We start from the raw sequence: 17,425 nt of genomic DNA, 5'->3' as shown, positions 1-17,425 counted from the left end.
CGGGACGTACAAGCCTCCGGAAGGAGCTCGCATGACCGTCATCTCGGATCAGGCAACAACAGGTGCCCCAGGCGCGCCCGAAGCGCTCAGCCAAGAAGAGACGATCGACTCGCTCGGCCACTACGCCTATGGCTGGTCGGACTCAGACGACGCCGGCGCCACGGCCAAGCGCGGCCTGTCCGAGGCTGTCGTGCGCGATATCTCCGCGAAGAAGAGCGAGCCCGAGTGGATGCTCGACATCCGGCTCAAGGCCCTCAAGATCTTCGAGCGCAAGCCCATGCCGAACTGGGGCGCGGATGTCTCCGGCATCGACTTCGACAACATCAAGTATTTCGTGCGGTCCACCGAGAAGCAGGCGACGTCGTGGGACGAGCTGCCGGAGGACATCCGCAACACCTATGACCGGCTGGGCATCCCCGAGGCCGAGAAGCAGGCCATGGTCTCCGGCGTCGCGGCGCAGTACGAGTCCGAGGTGGTGTACCACCAGATCCGCAGCGACCTGGAGGAGAAGGGTGTCATCTTCATGGACACCGACACCGGCCTGCGCGAGCACCCGGAGGTATTCCAGCAGTACTTCGGCTCGATCATCCCGGCCGGCGACAACAAGTTCTCCGCGCTGAACACCGCGGTGTGGTCGGGCGGCTCGTTCGTCTACGTCCCGCCGGGCGTGCACGTCGACATCCCGCTGCAGGCCTACTTCCGCATCAACACGGAGAACATGGGCCAGTTCGAGCGCACGCTGATCATCGTCGACGAGGGCGCGTATGTGCACTACGTCGAGGGTTGCACTGCGCCGACCTACTCCTCGGACTCGCTGCACTCCGCGGTGGTCGAGATCATCGTGAAGAAGGGCGGCCGCTGCCGCTACACGACCATCCAGAACTGGTCGAACAACGTCTACAACTTGGTGACGAAGCGGACCCGCGCCGAGGAGGGCGCGACCATGGAGTGGGTCGACGGCAACATTGGCTCCAAGGTCACCATGAAGTACCCGGCGGTCTGGATGACGGGCGAGCACGCGCACGGCGAGGTCCTCTCCGTCGCGTTCGCCGGCCCGGGCCAGCACCAGGACACCGGCGCGAAGATGCTGCACCTGGCGCCGAACACGACGTCGAACATCGTCAGCAAGTCCGTCGCCCGCGGCGGCGGCCGGTCCTCCTACCGAGGCCTCGTCCAGATCAATAAGGGCGCGCACGGCTCCAAGTCCAATGTCGAGTGCGACGCGCTGCTGGTCGACCAGATCAGCCGCTCGGACACGTATCCCTACGTGGACATCCGCGAGGACGACGTGACGATGGGCCACGAGGCCACCGTCTCGAAGGTCAGCGATGACCAGCTGTTCTACCTCATGAGTCGCGGCATGACCGAGGAAGAGGCCATGGCCATGGTGGTGCGCGGCTTCGTCGAGCCCATCGCCAAGGAACTCCCCATGGAGTACGCCCTCGAGCTCAACCGCCTAATCGAACTGCAAATGGAAGGGTCAGTGGGCTAGTGACAACCGCAAGCCAATCAGCAGGAGATGTCGCTAGCGCGCAAGCGGCGTTGGTCGGGGAAGCCTTTGTGGGCAACACTCCGGAGGGCAAGAAGTCGGCACCTGTTCTAAACAAGGGCGAGGTCTTCACCTCGTTCGACGTCAGCGCGTTCGAGGTGCCCGCGGGCCGGGATGAGGCCTGGCGATTCACGCCGATGCGCCGCCTCCGCGGTCTGCACGACGGCAGCGCAGTGGCCAACGCCCAGGCAATCACCACCGTTGACAAGGTCGACGGGGTCCAGGTCGAGACTGTCGGCCGCGACGACGCCCGTCTGGGCACCGCCGGCGTTCCGGCGGACCGGGTCACGGCACAGGCCTACACCTCGTTCACCGAGGCGACGATCATCACGGTCGCCAAGGAGCGGGAGATCGCCGAGCCCGTTATGGTCGCGGTAGCAGGCCCCGGCGAGGGCAATGTCGCCTTCGGTCACACGCAGTTCCGCGCGGAGGCTTTCTCGCAGTCGGTGCTAGTGCTTGATCAGCGCGGCAGCGGCACCTATGCGGAGAACGTCGAGTTCCTCGTCGCCGACGGCGCGCATTTGACCGTCATCACGATCCAGGACTGGGACAGCGACGTCGTTCATGTCGCCGGCCACCACGTCAGCCTCGCTCGCGATGCCCGCCTCACCCACTTCGTGGTGACCTTGGGCGGCGACCTGGTGCGGATCACGCCGACGGTCACCTACAAGGGTCCCGGCGGCGCGGTCGACATGTGGGGCGTCTACTTCGCGGACGACGGCCAGCACTTCGAGCAGCGACTGCTCATCGACCACTCAGAGCCGCACTGCCGCTCCAATGTTGTCTACAAGGGTGCGTTGCAGGGCGATCCGACGTCGAAGAAGCCCGACGCGCACACCGTGTGGATTGGCGACGTGCTCATCCGCGCGGCGGCCGAGGGCACCAACACCTACGAGCTGAACCGGAACCTGATCCTCACCGACGGTGCGCGGGCCGACTCGGTCCCGAACCTCGAGATCGAGACCGGCGAGATCGCCAGGGCTGGCCACGCGAGCACCACGGGCCGCTTCGACGACGAGCAGCTGTTCTACCTGTGCTCGCGCGGGATTCCGGAGGAGGACGCCCGCCGCCTGGTGGTGCGCGGTTTCTTCCACGAGATCATCGAGCGGATCCCCGTGCCCGCGATCCGCGACCGCCTGGCGGCGACCATCGAGGAAGAGCTCACGGCCGCCGGGTCCTAGCACCACGGCACTCAGCAACATTGCCCGCGGCGACCAGGGGTCCCGCGACCAGATAGGAGAGAGTCACCACATGTCTTCCGAGAAGTTCACGCTCGAGATTAAAGACCTGCACGTCAACGTCGCGCAGTCGGACGAGAACGCGGCCCCGATCGAGATCCTCAAGGGTGTCAACCTGACCGTGCGGTCGGGCGAGACCCACGCCATCATGGGCCCCAACGGCTCCGGCAAGTCCACGCTGTCCTACGCGATCGCCGGGCACCCCAAGTATGAGATTGTCTCGGGCACCGTGACCCTCAATGGCGAGGACCTCCTCGCGCTGAGCGTCGACGAGCGGGCCCGCGCCGGGATCTTCCTCGCGATGCAGTACCCGATCGAGGTGCCCGGGGTCTCGATGACCAACTTCCTGCGCACCGCCGTCACCGCTGTGCGCGGCGAGGCGCCCAAGCTGCGCCACTGGGTCAAGGAGATCAAGGTCGCCTACTCCGAGCTGGAGATTGATCCCAAGTTCGCTGAGCGCAGCGTCAACGAGGGCTTCTCGGGCGGCGAGAAGAAGCGCCACGAGGTGCTGCAGCTGGGGATGCTCAAGCCGAAGATCGCGATCCTCGACGAGACTGACTCCGGCCTGGACGTCGACGCGCTGCGCGTCGTCTCCGAGGGTGTCAACCGTTACCGCGAGAACGAGAACGGCGGCGTCCTGCTGATCACGCACTACACGCGGATCCTGCGCTACATCAAGCCCGACTTCGTGCACGTGTTCTCCAATGGCCAGATCGTCGAGTCCGGCGGCGCCGAGTTGGCCGACGAGCTCGAGGAGCACGGCTACGAGCGCTTCACCAGTACCGCCGCGGGGGCCTAGTCCCGTGACTATCGCGCCGATCTCGGTGGAGCCCAGCGCCCGCCACGTGGCCTCGATCGACGCCGCGGAGCTGTCCAGGATCCGGGCGGACTTCCCGATCCTGGACAGGACCGTGCGCGACGGGAAAGCCCTCGTCTACCTCGACTCCGGTGCCACGTCGCAGCGGCCGCTGCAGGTGCTTGACGCCGAGCGGGACTTCCTGCTCACCTGCAACGCCGCCGTGCACCGTGGGGCGCATCAGCTCGCCGAGGAGGCGACGGATGCCTACGAGGGCGCCCGCGCGCGGATCGCCGGCTTCGTCGGCGCCACGCCGGACGAGTTGGTGTTCACCAAGAACGCGACCGAGTCGCTGAACCTGGTGGCCTTCACCCTGGGCGATGACCGCGCGGGCGAGCTGGCCATCAAGGCCGGCGACGAGATCGTCATCACCGAGCTCGAGCACCACGCGAACATCCTGCCGTGGCAGGAGTTGTGTCGGCGCACGGGCGCGGTGCTCAAGTGGTACGGCGTCACGGATGACGGCCGCATCGACCTCGACTCGCTGGAGCTGACCGAGCGCACCCGCGTCGTCGCCTTCACCCACCAGTCCAACGTCACGGGCGCCGTCGCGCCGGTGACGGAGCTGGTGCGGCGGGCCCGGGCCGTCGGCGCGCTCGTCGTGCTCGATGCCTGCCAGTCCGTGCCGCATATGGCAGTGGACTTCCGCGCGCTCGACGTCGACTTCGCCGCGTTCTCCGGCCACAAGATGCTCGGCCCGTCCGGGGTGGGCGTCCTGTACGGCCGCGCGGAGCTCCTCGCCGCGCTGCCACCGTTCCTCACCGGTGGCTCGATGATTGAGACCGTGACGATGGAGGGCAGCACGTTCGCCGCTCCGCCGCAGCGGTTCGAGGCCGGTGTGCCGATGACCTCGCAGGTTGTGGGGCTGGGTGCGGCGGTCGAATACCTCGAGGGCATCGGTATGGAGCGGGTCGCCGCGCACGAGCATGAGCTGGTGGAGCGGACCCTGGCCGGGCTGGCGGGCATCGAGGGCGTGCGCGTCGTTGGACCGGCCGACGGTGTGGAGCGCGGCGGGGCGGTCTCCTTTGTGGTGGACGGCATCCACGCACACGACCTCGGCCAGATCCTGGACGATGAGGGCGTCGCCGTACGCGTCGGGCACCATTGCGCGTGGCCACTGCACCGGAAATTCGGAGTCGCCGCAACGGCGCGCGCATCCTTCGCGATCTACAACACCGAGGCAGAGGTGGACGCCCTGATCGCGGCGATCCGCCGGGCCCGCGAGTTCTTCGGAGTGGCCTGACATGAGAATGGAACAGATGTACCAGGAGGTCATCCTGGACCATTACAAGAACCCGGTCCGCCGGGGGTTGCGGGAGCCGTACGGCGCGGAGGTCCACCACGTGAACCCCACGTGCGGGGACGAGCTGACGCTGCGGGTGCAGCTGGGCCGCGACGATGCCGGCGCCGTCACCGTCGACGATGTGTCCTACGACGGGCAAGGCTGCTCGATCAGCCAGGCCGCAACGTCGGTGCTGGCCGAGATGCTGGTCGGCGAGAAGCTTGCGGACGCGATGGTCACCGTGGCCGCTTTCCAGGAGATGGTGAGCAGTCGCGGTACCGTGGAGGGCGACGAGGACGTGCTCGGTGATGGCATCGCCTTCGCCGGGGTGTCCAAGTACCCGGCACGCGTCAAATGCGCGCTGCTCGGGTGGATGGCGTTCAAGGACGCTGTTGCGCAGACTACCGCTGCTCAAGAAGCTGTTGACCGCCCGGCGGTCGTATGAACGCCGAGATTTCTCGGCCTGAACTGGAGGACAAGGACATGACGGAAAGCCAAGTATCAGAAACGTCAGCCAGCTCGGTGCCGTCACTTGACGACATCGAAGAGGCGATGCGCGACGTCGTGGACCCCGAGCTCGGCGTGAACGTCGTCGACCTTGGGCTGGTCTACGACATCAAGGTCGACGAGACCGGCGTCGCGCGGATCGACATGACGTTGACGTCGGCTGCGTGCCCGCTCAGCGACATCATCGAGGACCAGGCCGTGACGTCCGTCGTGCGCAGTGGGCTGTGCACCGACCTCGAGGTCAACTGGGTCTGGATGCCGCCGTGGGGCCCGGACAAGATCACCGAGGACGGCCGCGAGCAGCTGCGCGCCCTCGGCTTCACGATCTAGAGGCGTCACACAGCAGCACCGCAATTCGCTCCCGTTATTCGAGTTGGCCGCCCTTGCCAGGGCAGCCGACTCGAATAACGGGAGCGAACTCATTTGCGGGGGCGAGGGGGACACGCCCTAGCAAAGTTGCAGGACGTCAGTTGGGTGTGGCCACCGATATTATTCAGGCATGAGTGTGAAAGCGGGTGAGTCGGCAAACCTTCCCGAGTCGGTTGCGATCGAGCTGCGCCGCACTGCCGCCGAATTGTTGGAGAACGTGTCGTCGTACGCGGATGACATGCTCAACTACCTACTTGAGCGTATCCCGGAGGCTGGCGCCGATGACGATCTTCGCGGCCTGACGCTCGGGTCGTGCTCGTCGAACCTCGAGGCAGCGCTGTCGATGGTCCGGCACGGTATCGACGTCAGTGCCGCGACGGCACCGGTCACCGCGCTCGAGCATGCGCGGGCCATGGCGGCCCGCGGCTACAGCGTCGATGTGATGCTGCGCTTCTACCGGATGGGTCACGCATACTTCAGCGAGCGCATCTTGGCCCGGATCACAGATTTCGTGTCGGATCCGGCGCTGGTCCTTGCGGTGGTGGCCGACCTGCAGAGCTACGCGTTCGCCTACGTCGACCGCATCTCCAGCGAGGTCGCGGCCGAGTACATCGCCGAGCTCAACCGCATACAGAACCGGGTCCGCGCGGCCCGGACTGATGCGGTCCGCGGGTTGATCGCCGGCGACCGGATCGACTTCGGCCGCGCCGAGCGGACCTTGGCCCACCGGCTCACCGGATGGCAGACCGCATTTGTCTGCTGGACCGATCGCGATGACGCCGACCTCGCGCGCGTCGGCGCCGCGGTCGGTGCGCACTTCGGTTCGCATCATCCGCTGCTCGTCCCGGACGGCGCCCAGGCGCTGTGGGGCTGGGTCGCCACCACGCGGGCGCCCGATGTGGTGGCGGAGGGCCTCGCGGCATTGGCCGACGAGCTCCCGAAGGAGGTCCAGATCTGCATCGGCACTCCGGCCCAGGGCCCGGGCGGCTTCCGGGACTCGCACGTCCAGGCGCAGCGCGGTCGTCGAGTGGTGGAGCTCTCCGGCCGGGGAGCTCCGGTGACTTCGTACACCGAGCTGGCGCTCGTGGACACGATGAGCGGCGACCTGGACCTGGCCCATGGCTTCGTCGCGATCGAGCTCGGAGCCCTGGCAGTCAAGGGACGCCGAGAGGACGAGGAACGCCGAACGCTGCTGGCAGTGCTTGACGCACAGGGAGGGCTGGCAGCTGCGGCCGAGGAGTTGGGGGTACATCGCAACACCGTGCTGCAGCGGCTGCGCCGCGCAGAGGAACGTCGAGGGCGGCCCGCTACGGACCGTATTGTCGAGCTGCACGCGGCGCTGCGGCTGGTCCAGATACTCGGCCCAGTGGTACTCACCTCAGAACCCGGCTGAACCTGACCACTATGTGCTGCGCGCACACCGTCATGTGCTCGGAATCACTGGTGGTGCCAGCTCGCGGTTCGTAGGTTGAGGGACATGTCAGCGACCACAGTGCAATCCGCGCCCGCAGCCTCGCGTCACGCGTTTCCTGACCCCGGCGAGGGGGTGCCGACCATCTCGTGGCCCATTGTCGGCATATTCACCGGCGCCATCGCGATCTTCGCATTCTCCACGTGGGCGGCGGTGACCGACAGGCTTCCGGTTCCGGTGACGATCTTGATCAGCGCGTTCGCGATCTTCATGCTGTTCACCGTGCTGCACGACGCGTCACATTACTCGGTGAGCACCCACCGCTGGGTCAACGTGGCCTTCGGCCGGGTGTCGATGCTCTTCGTCTCGTCACTGATCTCGTTCAAGTCGTTCGCGTTCATCCATATCGAGCACCACCGCAACACCAATGACGATGCGAACGACCCGGACCACTTCATCAGTGGCGCTGCGTGGTGGCAGGCGCCCGTTCGGTTCCCGCTGATGGATGTGCCGTACCTGACCTGCCTGGTGCGCAACGTGAAGCGCCGTCCCCGGGCTGAGGTGCTGGAGACGTCGTTCCTCATGGTGGCTAGCGTTGCCGTGATCGTGACGTCTGCGTTCACCGGACACCTGTGGACGCTTGCGGTGCTCTACCTGATCCCCGGCCGCGTAGCCATGTTCGTGCTGGCCTGGTGGTTCGACTGGTTGCCGCACCACGATCTTGAGGACACTCAGCAGGAGAACCGCTACCGCGCCACCCGCAACCGCGTCGGCGCCGAATGGATCTTCACGCCACTGCTTCTCTCGCAGAACTACCACCTTGTCCACCACTTGCACCCCTCGATCCCGTTCCACCGCTACGTCGCAACCTGGCGACGCAACGAGGATGCCTACCTCGCGCGTGACGCCGCGATCGGCACCGTCCTCGGCCAGCAGCTCGACCCACATCAGTACCGCGAGTGGAAGAGGCTGAACGGCAAACTGGCCCGACTCCTCCCGGTGCGGATGCCGAGGCGATCCTCCGCCCGGGCCGCAGAGTTCCACTCGGTCCCGGTCGCCAGCGTCGACCGGTTGACCGAGGACAGCGTGCTGATCCGCTTCGCCGTGCCCGACGAACTGCGCGAGGAGTTCTCCTTCGAACCCGGTCAGCACATCACCGTCCGTACCGACCTCGGCGGCGAGGGTGTACGACGCAACTACTCCATCTGCTCCTCGGCCACCTCCGACACGCTGGCGATTGCCGTCAAACTCATTCCAGGTGGGGCCTTCTCCACCTTCGCGATGACGCAACTCCGGGCCGGCGACACCCTTGAGCTGATGACACCGACCGGTTCGTTCGGCACACCGCTGCACCCACTCGCCAAGAAGAACTACGTGGCGATCGTCGCCGGCAGCGGCATCACCCCCGCACTATCGATCCTGCAGGCGACGCTCGCCGTCGAGACCGAATCTCGCTTCACCTTGATCTACGGCAACCGGGATGCCGACAGCACCATGTTCCGCGACGAACTGGACGACCTCGAGGCGCAATACGCCGACCGGCTCCGGATCATCCACGTGCGCTCCCGCGATCCGCGACATCCGGCCCATCTCCGTGGTCGCGTCGACCACGCGAGACTCGAACAATGGCTTGACTCTGACCTGGCCGCGGCCTCGGTGGACGACTGGTTCCTGTGTGGACCGGTCGAAATGGTGACCGACTTGCGCGGAAGGCTCATCGAGCGCGGCGCCGAGCCGAACTGCGTCCACGTGGAACTCTTCCACGGCTACGAGACGTCCAGGGTGGCCGACGACTTCTCCCCGGCGACCATCGCGGTCAAACTGCGCGGTCGCCAGCACGAAGTTTTGCTGGCAGCCGGCGACACCGTCCTCGAGTCCGCGCTGAAGGCTGGATTGGAGGCGCCGTATGCCTGCCTCGGCGGAGCCTGCGGCACCTGCACGGCGAAGGTACTGCTGGGGTCGGTCGCGATGGAACAGAACTTCGCTCTATCGCAGGCTGTCGTGGAAGGCGGCTACGTGCTCACCTGCCAATCGCACCCGACTACGCCGTCGATCACCGTCGACTACGACGCATGACAGAGGACATCGTTGTCCGCGGATAATCTCACTGTGCTGCGCGGGGACTGTCCGCCTCCAGTCGATACCGCACGGTGCCGACGCTGATCGAGGGTGCCATGAGCAGCTGCGCGCCCTCGGCTTCACGATCTAGAAGCGTCACACAGCAGCGAACTCATTAGCGGGGGCGAGTCTGCGCGGGGCCGGGGCCGCGGGGCCCCGGCCCCGAACATGGTCGGCCCGAGCAGTCAGCCTTCGATCCGGGCGATGAACCCCTCGACCTTTGCGCGGATCTGCTGCACCCGCTCGTCCGAGTCGAAGTCCTCACGGAACAGCCGACCCATCGACGGACTCTTCTTGCGGCGGGCGTACAGGGAGCAGTCGAGGTCGGCGCACATGTAGATGCCGACAGTGTCCCCGCGCCGACCCGCCTCGCCCGCCTTCTGCGCGGCCATCAGTCGGACGGCGCCATTGGGATGGGTGGTCAGACAGACCGAGCACATCTGGGCACGCCTGGTGGCGCCCTTCTCATAGCGCAGGGCAAGGCCGACCAGTCCGCTGCTGCCCGGATAGACGAGGTAACTGCGGCCGGGGGAGGCCGGGTCAGTCCAGCCGAGGAAGTCGAGGTCCGCCCACGGCTGGTCCGCGAGGTCTCGTGGCGTGTGGAGCCGTTTGGCGGCGCCCTTCGAACAATTGATGAACGACGGCCTGATGTCGAGATCGGTGATCGGCTCCATGGCGGGTACGCGCCTCCTACGGGCTAGCGGTCTGAGCCCGTCCACACTATCGAATTGTGCGCCCGGCCAGCCCCACGGTGGCCGCCGCGACCCGGACCCGAGTCCGGCCCGGCAGCCGGGCGAATACCCCGGCCATCGCGGCGGCGGTGGCGGCGATGGATGTGCGGTTGGACAGGAAGTCCCGCTGGCGATGGACCGGCAGCGCGAAGAAAGCGTGGAAGAACCTCGGCAAGTCCGCGGGCGGCAGCGCGAGGAGCGCGGCGAGACCCCGTAGACGCATCGCCCGCACGGTCTTGGATCCGCGCGGCCACAGCGCGACACAGACCCGCTCACCTCGGGCGACCGCGGCCGCGGTGGCGTCTGCCCACGTCAGTGCGGCGGCGACGCTGTACCCGGTGGCGGGGTGCGCCATGCCAGAGCACGCGCCATAGGCGTCTGGGGACGGCTTGCCGCGGGGGTGCAGGGGGAAACGTACGATCTCCACGACTTCGTCCCCGGATAACTGCACGCCCCGACTCTGTAAGCGGGCATACAGTCGGCTCTTGAGCTCGCCTACCGCGGTCGCGGGCTGGCCAGCCAAGCAGGTCTCTTCCAGCAGCACGCGGTCGGCGGACAACGGCACGGCGTACAGGAAGCTGGGTGCGCCATCGGAGAAGCTGGTGGTGGTGGAGTCTCGGTAGTCCTGCCGCCAGTCCATGAACCAGGCCTGCTGTCCCTGCAGCGCGGGGGCTGCAGTCGCGGTGGCGACGACAATCCCGTACGCGGTCTGCTCCGGCACGCCCGCCTGCCCGAGGAGCCCGCGGGCGTCGACGACCACCGGCGCGGAAATCTCGGATCCATCCCGCAACAGCACCCGATGTTGGGCGAGAACCGCGGCCCGCTGCGCGATCACGTGGACTCCGCTTAGGGAGAGCGAGCGCTGCAGGGCGGGGGAGTCGAACACCACATACGGCCGAGGCAGGAGGCGGGCCTCGCCGGTCTGTACTGCCGGCGCGTCGGCGACCGCACCGATCGCCTCGGGGGCCACCCACTCGGGCAACTCGTCGGCCCACGCGCCGTAGGTGGACCGCCACGGCTGCTCAGGGTGCGGATCGACGGCAACGACCGTCAGCCCGGCCACCGCGCAACGATGCGCCAGCGCGCGCCCGGCGGGACCGAGTCCGACAATCACGACATCGGGCTCGGCCTCCGGGGCGGCCACCGTTAGATCACGCCGGTCGCGAGGAGTCCGCCGTCGACGCGGATGGTCTCGCCGGTCACCCACGAGGCGTCGTCGGAGACGAGGAAGCCCACCATCTTGGCAATGTCCTCGGGCGTGCCCAGCCGGCCCATCGGGTAGGCGGCGGATGCCTGCTCCTCGCGGCCGTCGACCAGCATCGAGGCGAAAGCGGTCTTCACGATGCCCGGCGCCACGGCGTTCACTCTGATCTTGGGCCCCAGCTGCCAGGCGAGCTCCTCGGTGAGGCGGATCAGCGCGGCCTTGGACGCGCCATAGGCGGAGATGACCCCGCTCGACCGCAGCCCGGCGACACTCGCGATGTTAATCACCGACCCGCCATGCTCTGCCATCCAGCCGTGATAGGCCTGCTGCACATAGCCAAGTGCCGCCACCACATTCGTGTCGAAGATCTTCTTCACCCCGCCCAGATCCGCGTCCATCAGCGGGCCGAACACGGGATTCACTCCGGTGTTGTTGATGAGGATGTCCAGCGACCCGAACTGCTCGATGGTTCTGGTCACCGCGCTCGCGCGGGCGGACTCGTCGCCGGTGTTCCCGGCGATCGCCAGCACACGGCTTGGGTCGGCGTGGGCGCCCAGATCGGCGGCGGCGACGTCGAGCGCGTCCTGCTTGCGGCCAGTGATGGTGACGGCGGCGCCGCGGGAGAGGAATTCCGTCGCGATGGCGAGGCCGATGCCCCTGCTGCCGCCGGTGACGAGGGCAGTGCGGCCGGCGAGGTCCTGGGTTCGGGGAGTGGTAGACGTCATACCGGACATATTAGCTCTGCACTAACTGGAGCAGGGGAGGCACGTCGAGGCCATTCATACTGGCTTGCGTATGATCGATCCCAGTTCACGGTGGCGATTTGTCCGCGCTCTCAGCATATGGACGAGCCAGCAGGGGCCGAAGTGAACGCATCGGCAATCACTTGGTCGCTGAACGGCCATGTCGTGGTGGCTTCCGCACGCCCAGGGGGAGCCCACTAACTGGATATCGTGGGCTAAGTCCGAGGGGGGCTTCTGTAATTTCGTAAATTTCCGGCGACTTGATGACCCATGCCCGAAATGGTGGAGGATCGGCGGTCGCTGAGAGGCCAGAACGCTGCCGGGTTGATATGGTAGCCATTGACCGGCGGCGAGTTGTGGACTCGGTGCGGACAAAGGTCGGGACTGCTTGGGGCCCTCATGAGGGTAGAAGGTTCCAAGCACTCTTGGCTGAGGAGAGCTTATGCAACGGTATCAGCCAGCGGCCAATCGGCCGCAGAAGAACGCGAAACAGGTTGCTGATGCCCGAACTCGCTGGAGAGACCCTATTCGGTACCTATGGCCGCTAGGGATCGTTGCCGCAGCCGGGCCGATTATCGCGTGGGCGCTCGCGCACAGCGTTAGCGGGGTGCTGTGGGGGTTCGGTGGATACCTATTCGTGGTGATGATCCCACTCGCGGACCTGGCGACAGGGACGAATACGACAGCGCCGCCTGAGTCCAGGATGGGCGAGGTGTCGAACGACAAATACTACCGCTGGTGCACCTACATTTATGTGCCCGTGCAGTATTTCGGGCTATTCTTCGGATTTTGGTGCCTCGCATATGATCAAATGACGACTGGGGAACGTGCAGGGCTCTCCATCACCCTCGGCGTTAGCGGGGCAGTGGCCATTAACGTGGCACACGAGCTGGGGCATAAAAAGTCACGAATTGAGAGATCGCTGGCCAAACTTGCGTTGGCGCAGTCCTTCTATGGGCATTTCTTAATCGAACATAATGTTGGCCATCATGTGAATGTCGCGACACCGGACGACCCGGCGTCTGCGCGCTTTGGAGAGTCAGTGTGGGCATTCTTCCCGCGGGCCGTATTCGGTGGTCTTGCATCCGGAATACGTCTGGAATCGGCAAGACTCCAGCGTCAAGGTGAGCGGTTTTGGGGTCCACACAATAATATTTTACACTCATGGCTGACGAGCCTGGTCATATACGGGGTCATCCTCGGGGTGTTCGGTTGGAGAATGCTGCCCTGGATAGCTCTACAGGCGGTTCTCGCGGTTCTCGTCCTTGAGGCGGTCAACTATATCGAGCACTATGGACTGCTTCGTCCACTCTCAGCCAACGGCCGGCGGACACAGATATCCAGTCAGCATAGTTGGAACGGGGACCATCTGTGTAGCAATCTATTCTTGTTTAACTTGCAGCGGCATTCGGACCACCATACATATCCACGACGCCGGTACCAGGTACTTCGTTCATTGGATGATGCGCCACAGTTGCCAGTTGGGTATGCGTTGATGGTGCTTCTCTCATTGGCACCGCCGTTGTGGCGACGGGTAATGGATCCGAGAGTTCTCGCGCACTATGATGGCGATCTAACCAAGATCAATATTCAACCGTCTAGGCGTGACAAAATAGTGCGCAAATATGGCCCGTTGTCCGCAAGCCTTGATCCTGATGATGGTCGCGGTAGCTCCGCCGATTGACCGATGAATTGGCGAAGCTTGATGGCGGGGAAAGTGTAGTGCCTGGCGATCTGCGTTGACATCATGCCCATTGTAGTTGGGAAGACGCACTCCAGAGTTTAAGAGGATTTCCCCTGTACGGTGGTGTTAGAGCCTATTGCAGAGGTGTACCAATGTGACCTGGCCGCCCAACCGGAGGGCAGTTGATCGTGCGAGCTATAGGGGGTTTTGCATTGAAGGGGCCAACATTGCAGCATAGATATGGAAAATATTCGGGTCTGTCCGCCGGCGAGACGTCGAGGGTTAGATTCGCAAGTTCCGCTGAGGTTGATCAATGGGACGATTTGGTACTTCAGAACCCCGATGAGGGAACGGTATACCGCAGTGCGGCCAATATTGACGGCATGGTGCTGCAGGGCTATTTGCCAGTTTATTTGATCGTAGATAATTTTGCTGTCACGGGATTCCGTGTGAATGTCTCGGCATTTGGATCGATGTGGGTGCTTTTTGGTCCTCCGGTCTCGACGACCATTGAGCTATTAGACCTCAAGCGTCCACTGGCACTTTTTGCTAGGAAAAATGGTATCTCAGCGGTCAGGGTGCGTACCCAGATTAGATCGGATGCGGTTGGCGAGGACCTGCTCTTTGACAGCGGTCTGCGTCGGGTGCCTGCGTGGCTGGACGACCATACAGTGATCGTTGATCTTTCGGGGACTGAGGACGAAGTATTTGCGAGATTCAAAAAGCGAGCTAGGAAGTCGATACGGAGAGCTGGCCGTGCGGGGGTGACTATTGAGCAAGTTGACGCTACTGTTGCGAACTGCGAAATAATGTTCGATATGTTAAATGCGACAAGTGGGGGCAGGTTTTCGATTCCTAATCGGAGCGCATCAATATCGCTATTTCAGAGATTTGAGGCATCAAATAATGGCCAATTGTTCTTCGCCCTTCATGAGGGTGAGATTGTAGCGACTGCTTTTGTGGCGACTTTCGGCCCCAATGCATTGTATTTGGGCGCGGGATCACTCAGGAAGGAGCCCGGCGAAGCTGGAGAATGTGGGCTTGGCTCCACCGGGGCCGCATATATTATGCAATGGGAAATCATGCGGTGGGCGCGCGAGCAAGGGTGCGTGCGCTACGATTTGGACGGGACCCCGTCGACGGAACATGCCTTGAATCCCGCGCATCCGAGGCAGGGGGTTGGTCAGTTCAAGACTGCGTTCAGCGACGAGATAGTGGACTATATTGGGGCCTACCAAATTTCGGCCCATCCAATCCGCGGCTGGCTGATGCGTCAGGTCGAAATAGTCAATGGTCGTTTGATGGTGTCCCCGGGCCTGAATCGGGTACTAGGGCGGACGGCCCGTCCCAATCCTGATTATGTGTGGTTGAACCGGAGGTGGGCAATTCCGACCGCGGCTGGCATCACGCGCTCAGTAAGGAATTCGCTAGGAAGCCTTAAGATGCTTTCCACACATTCCGAACAATGAAGACTGACTTCATCCTATTGATAGGCGGCCCGTGAGTCGGTGGGAGTTCAGAACCCACTGGGAATCGTAGACGGACTGTAGGACTCCGACGTGATCCGCCATCTCTGTGAGCCCGACGGGCCGTGGGTTTCGTCAACAGGTGAGGTCCGGTTACAGATCCTGGTGGCCGACGCGCCAGCGCAGTCTGCCGAGCCTCACCTCGATGCCGCCATCGGCGCTCCGGGCGGTGCAAGAGGGAACCTCGGCGCGCAGGTGGAATCTGCGCGCGGTCCTGACGGAGGCGTAATGGCCGTCGATATGGCCGTCGATGTCGTACATGGAGATCCGCCGATCGCCGGAGAGGCCGCGTGAATCCATATCGACCCAGCTCAGACCGTTGTAGCCCCTGAATCGACCGGGCCACTAGTCAGATTGACGATATGCGGGCCAGCGCTCGTCCCTAGGCGAGGGCCGCCGCCGTTCACCCGTAAAGCGGCCAATGCCACAGACAAGTGGTGATCGACGGCAGAAATAGCCGGTAAACTGGCAACTTGGTGTGTGCCCACGCGTCCAGACGCCGCCGGCCCGCACGCAACGCACTTCGCCCCGCAGTACCACCGTCAGGAGACATTCAGTGATCACCGCAACCGACCTCGAGGTACGCGCCGGGGTCCGGACCCTGTTGACGGCGCCGGGCTCGGCGCTCCGGGTGCAGGCGGGCGATCGCATCGGCCTGGTGGGGCGCAACGGCGCCGGCAAGACCACGACGCTGCGCATCCTGGCGGGGGAGGGCGAGCCGTACGCCGGCACCATCACCCGCAGTGGCGAGATGGGCTACCTGCCCCAGGACCCCCGCGAGGGCCACCTGGACATGTCCGCGAAGAACCGGGTCCTGTCCGCGCGCGGGCTGGACGAGATCATGAACTCGATGGAGAAGGCCCAGATCGCCATGGCGGAGGCCGTCGACGACGATGATCTGACCAAGGCGATCAACAGGTTCGGCCAGCTCGAGGACCGCTTCTCCTCCCTCGGCGGCTACCAGGCAGAGGCCGAGGCTGCCCGCATCTGCAACAACCTGGGTCTGCCGGACCGGGTGCTGGACCAGGAGCTGAACACGCTCTCCGGTGGACAGCGCCGACGGGTCGAGCTCGCACGGATCCTGTTCGCCTCCTCCGACGGTAGCGGGGGCAAGTCCGGCACCACCTTGCTGCTCGACGAGCCGACGAACCACCTCGACGCCGACTCCATCGTGTGGCTGCGTGCGTTCCTGATGGGCCACGATGGCGGGCTGATCATTATTAGCCACGACGTGGACCTGCTCAACGACGTCGTCAACCGCGTCTGGTTCCTCGACGCGGTGCGCGGCGAGGCCGACATCTACAACATGACCTGGAAGAAGTATCTCGACGCGCGGGCCACCGACGAGCAGCGTCGCCGGCGCGAGCGGGCCAACGCAGAGAAGAAGGCCGGGGCCCTGCGCATCCAGGCCGCGAAGATGGGCGCCAAGGCCACCAAGGCCGTCGCCTCGCAGAACATGCTCAAGCGCGCTGATCGGATGATCGAGAACCTCGACGCTGAGCGGGTGTCCGACAAGGTGGCGCGGATCAAGTTCCCCAGCCCTGCGCCCTGCGGCAAGACCCCACTCATGGCGAAGGGCCTGACCAAGGTCTACGGCTCGCTGGAGATCTTCACTGGCGTGGACCTCGCGATCGACAAGGGCAGCCGCGTCGTCATCCTCGGGCTCAATGGCGCGGGCAAGACGACGCTCCTGCGCATTCTCGCCGGCGCGCAGCAGTCCGACGGCGGCACCATCGAGCCGGGCCGCGGCCTGAAGATCGGCTACTTCGCCCAGGAGCACGACACGATCGACGACAGCACCTCGGTGTGGGAGAATATCCGGCACGCCGCGCCCGACGCCGGCGAGCAGGACCTGCGCGGGCTGCTCGGGGCGTTCATGTTCACCGGTCCGCAGCTCGAGCAGCCGGCTGGCACCCTGTCCGGTGGCGAGAAGACGCGTCTTGCGCTGGCGGGGCTAGTCTCCTCGGCGGCGAACGTCCTGCTCCTCGACGAGCCGACAAACAACCTCGACCCGGTCTCTCGCGAGCAGGTGCTGGAGGCGCTCCGCAGTTATGAGGGTGCCGTGGTGCTCGTGACCCACGATGCCGGCGCGGCCGAGGCGCTCAACCCGGAGCGCGTCATCCTGCTGCCGGACGGCACCGAGGACCACTGGTCCGAGGAGTACCTCGAGCTCATCCAGTTGGCCTAACCGATTGGCCACCTCCTCG

General features: G+C 64.9%; 15 protein-coding genes. 11 read left to right on the top strand and 4 right to left on the bottom strand.

Annotated elements, in window-relative coordinates; all coding sequences use genetic code 11:
- The first annotated feature begins 31 nt into the window (after positions 1 to 31).
- From sufB to TBIF_RS19480, 8 genes are all read left to right on the top strand, one after another.
- Positions 32 to 1,492, top strand: a complete 1,461-nt coding sequence (gene sufB / locus TBIF_RS19515) for a Fe-S cluster assembly protein SufB (RefSeq protein WP_024796504.1) — start codon at positions 32 to 34, stop codon at positions 1,490 to 1,492.
- A 68-nt stretch (positions 1,493 to 1,560) separates the two neighbouring features.
- Positions 1,561 to 2,730, top strand: a complete 1,170-nt coding sequence (sufD, locus tag TBIF_RS19510) for a Fe-S cluster assembly protein SufD (RefSeq protein ID WP_038172071.1) — start codon at positions 1,561 to 1,563, stop codon at positions 2,728 to 2,730.
- A gap of 70 nt (positions 2,731 to 2,800) precedes the next feature.
- Positions 2,801 to 3,586 carry a Fe-S cluster assembly ATPase SufC gene (gene sufC / locus TBIF_RS19505; protein ID WP_024796422.1) on the top strand — a complete coding sequence of 262 codons (786 nt, stop codon included), beginning with the start codon at positions 2,801 to 2,803 and terminating at the stop codon, positions 3,584 to 3,586.
- A 46-nt stretch (positions 3,587 to 3,632) separates the two neighbouring features.
- Positions 3,633 to 4,886 (top strand): cysteine desulfurase, encoded by a 1,254-nt coding sequence (locus tag TBIF_RS19500; RefSeq protein ID WP_024796421.1) that lies wholly within the window; start codon positions 3,633 to 3,635, stop codon positions 4,884 to 4,886.
- Position 4,887: 1 nt separating this feature from the next.
- Positions 4,888 to 5,370, top strand: coding sequence for a Fe-S cluster assembly sulfur transfer protein SufU (gene sufU / locus TBIF_RS19495; RefSeq protein ID WP_024796420.1), 483 nt, complete (start codon positions 4,888 to 4,890; stop codon positions 5,368 to 5,370).
- A 38-nt stretch (positions 5,371 to 5,408) separates the two neighbouring features.
- On the top strand, positions 5,409 to 5,762 hold the full coding sequence (locus TBIF_RS19490; RefSeq protein WP_024796419.1) for a metal-sulfur cluster assembly factor: 354 nt from the start codon (positions 5,409 to 5,411) through the stop codon (positions 5,760 to 5,762).
- Positions 5,763 to 5,931: 169 nt separating this feature from the next.
- Positions 5,932 to 7,194 (top strand): PucR family transcriptional regulator, encoded by a 1,263-nt coding sequence (locus TBIF_RS19485; protein ID WP_148302341.1) that lies wholly within the window; start codon positions 5,932 to 5,934, stop codon positions 7,192 to 7,194.
- An 84-nt stretch (positions 7,195 to 7,278) separates the two neighbouring features.
- Positions 7,279 to 9,288 carry a fatty acid desaturase gene (locus TBIF_RS19480; protein WP_024796417.1) on the top strand — a complete coding sequence of 670 codons (2,010 nt, stop codon included), beginning with the start codon at positions 7,279 to 7,281 and terminating at the stop codon, positions 9,286 to 9,288.
- Positions 9,289 to 9,515: 227 nt separating this feature from the next.
- Here the strand turns inward: TBIF_RS19480 and TBIF_RS19475 are convergent, their stop codons facing one another.
- Genes TBIF_RS19475 through TBIF_RS19465 form a run of 3 tightly spaced genes read right to left on the bottom strand, consistent with a single transcriptional unit; the run spans position 9,516 to position 11,999 of the window.
- Complete coding sequence (locus TBIF_RS19475; protein ID WP_024796416.1) at positions 9,516 to 10,004, bottom strand: FBP domain-containing protein; 489 nt, start codon at positions 10,002 to 10,004, stop codon at positions 9,516 to 9,518.
- Between the two features lie 46 nt (positions 10,005 to 10,050).
- Positions 10,051 to 11,205, bottom strand: a complete 1,155-nt coding sequence (locus TBIF_RS19470; protein WP_024796415.1) for a lycopene cyclase family protein — start codon at positions 11,203 to 11,205, stop codon at positions 10,051 to 10,053.
- A gap of 2 nt (positions 11,206 to 11,207) precedes the next feature.
- Positions 11,208 to 11,999: an SDR family oxidoreductase gene (locus TBIF_RS19465; protein ID WP_024796414.1), complete on the bottom strand. Its 792-nt coding sequence runs from the start codon at positions 11,997 to 11,999 to the stop codon at positions 11,208 to 11,210.
- 712 nt (positions 12,000 to 12,711) lie between these two features.
- Here TBIF_RS19465 and TBIF_RS25085 point away from each other — a divergent pair.
- Positions 12,712 to 13,692 (top strand): alkane 1-monooxygenase, encoded by a 981-nt coding sequence (locus TBIF_RS25085; protein WP_307810584.1) that lies wholly within the window; start codon positions 12,712 to 12,714, stop codon positions 13,690 to 13,692.
- A gap of 383 nt (positions 13,693 to 14,075) precedes the next feature.
- Positions 14,076 to 15,161 carry a lipid II:glycine glycyltransferase FemX gene (locus TBIF_RS25080; RefSeq protein WP_084611802.1) on the top strand — a complete coding sequence of 362 codons (1,086 nt, stop codon included), beginning with the start codon at positions 14,076 to 14,078 and terminating at the stop codon, positions 15,159 to 15,161.
- A 150-nt stretch (positions 15,162 to 15,311) separates the two neighbouring features.
- Here TBIF_RS25080 and TBIF_RS19460 read toward each other — a convergent pair whose 3' ends face one another.
- Positions 15,312 to 15,518: a hypothetical protein gene (locus TBIF_RS19460; RefSeq protein ID WP_024796413.1), complete on the bottom strand. Its 207-nt coding sequence runs from the start codon at positions 15,516 to 15,518 to the stop codon at positions 15,312 to 15,314.
- Between the two features lie 256 nt (positions 15,519 to 15,774).
- Here TBIF_RS19460 and TBIF_RS19455 point away from each other — a divergent pair, with 256 nt between their 5' ends.
- Entirely contained in the window at positions 15,775 to 17,406 is a 1,632-nt protein-coding gene (locus tag TBIF_RS19455; RefSeq protein WP_024796412.1) for an ABC-F family ATP-binding cassette domain-containing protein, read from the top strand.
- The last annotated feature ends 19 nt before the right edge of the window (positions 17,407 to 17,425 follow it).

The sequence above is a fragment of the Tomitella biformata AHU 1821 genome (assembly GCF_000524475.1).
Lineage (GTDB): Bacteria > Actinomycetota > Actinomycetes > Mycobacteriales > Mycobacteriaceae > Tomitella > Tomitella biformata.
The sequence above is the reverse complement of the archived record's forward strand: the minus strand, read 5'-3'. Positions and strand labels throughout refer to the sequence as shown.

Excerpts from the sequence above, each read along its gene's own strand:
- sufB (WP_024796504.1), top strand. The coding sequence starts at position 32 with ATGACCGTCATCTCGGATCAGGCAACAACAGGTGCCCCAGGCGCGCCC.
- TBIF_RS25080 (WP_084611802.1), top strand. The coding sequence starts at position 14,076 with ATGGTGCTGCAGGGCTATTTGCCAGTTTATTTGATCGTAGATAATTTT.
- TBIF_RS19465 (WP_024796414.1), bottom strand. The coding sequence starts at position 11,999 with ATGTCCGGTATGACGTCTACCACTCCCCGAACCCAGGACCTCGCCGGC.
- TBIF_RS19490 (WP_024796419.1), top strand. The coding sequence starts at position 5,409 with ATGACGGAAAGCCAAGTATCAGAAACGTCAGCCAGCTCGGTGCCGTCA.
- TBIF_RS19480 (WP_024796417.1), top strand. The coding sequence starts at position 7,279 with ATGTCAGCGACCACAGTGCAATCCGCGCCCGCAGCCTCGCGTCACGCG.
- TBIF_RS19485 (WP_148302341.1), top strand. The coding sequence starts at position 5,932 with ATGAGTGTGAAAGCGGGTGAGTCGGCAAACCTTCCCGAGTCGGTTGCG.
- TBIF_RS19475 (WP_024796416.1), bottom strand. The coding sequence starts at position 10,004 with ATGGAGCCGATCACCGATCTCGACATCAGGCCGTCGTTCATCAATTGT.
- TBIF_RS19460 (WP_024796413.1), bottom strand. The coding sequence starts at position 15,518 with ATGGATTCACGCGGCCTCTCCGGCGATCGGCGGATCTCCATGTACGAC.
- TBIF_RS25085 (WP_307810584.1), top strand. The coding sequence starts at position 12,712 with ATGGGCGAGGTGTCGAACGACAAATACTACCGCTGGTGCACCTACATT.
- sufU (WP_024796420.1), top strand. The coding sequence starts at position 4,888 with ATGAGAATGGAACAGATGTACCAGGAGGTCATCCTGGACCATTACAAG.
- sufC (WP_024796422.1), top strand. The coding sequence starts at position 2,801 with ATGTCTTCCGAGAAGTTCACGCTCGAGATTAAAGACCTGCACGTCAAC.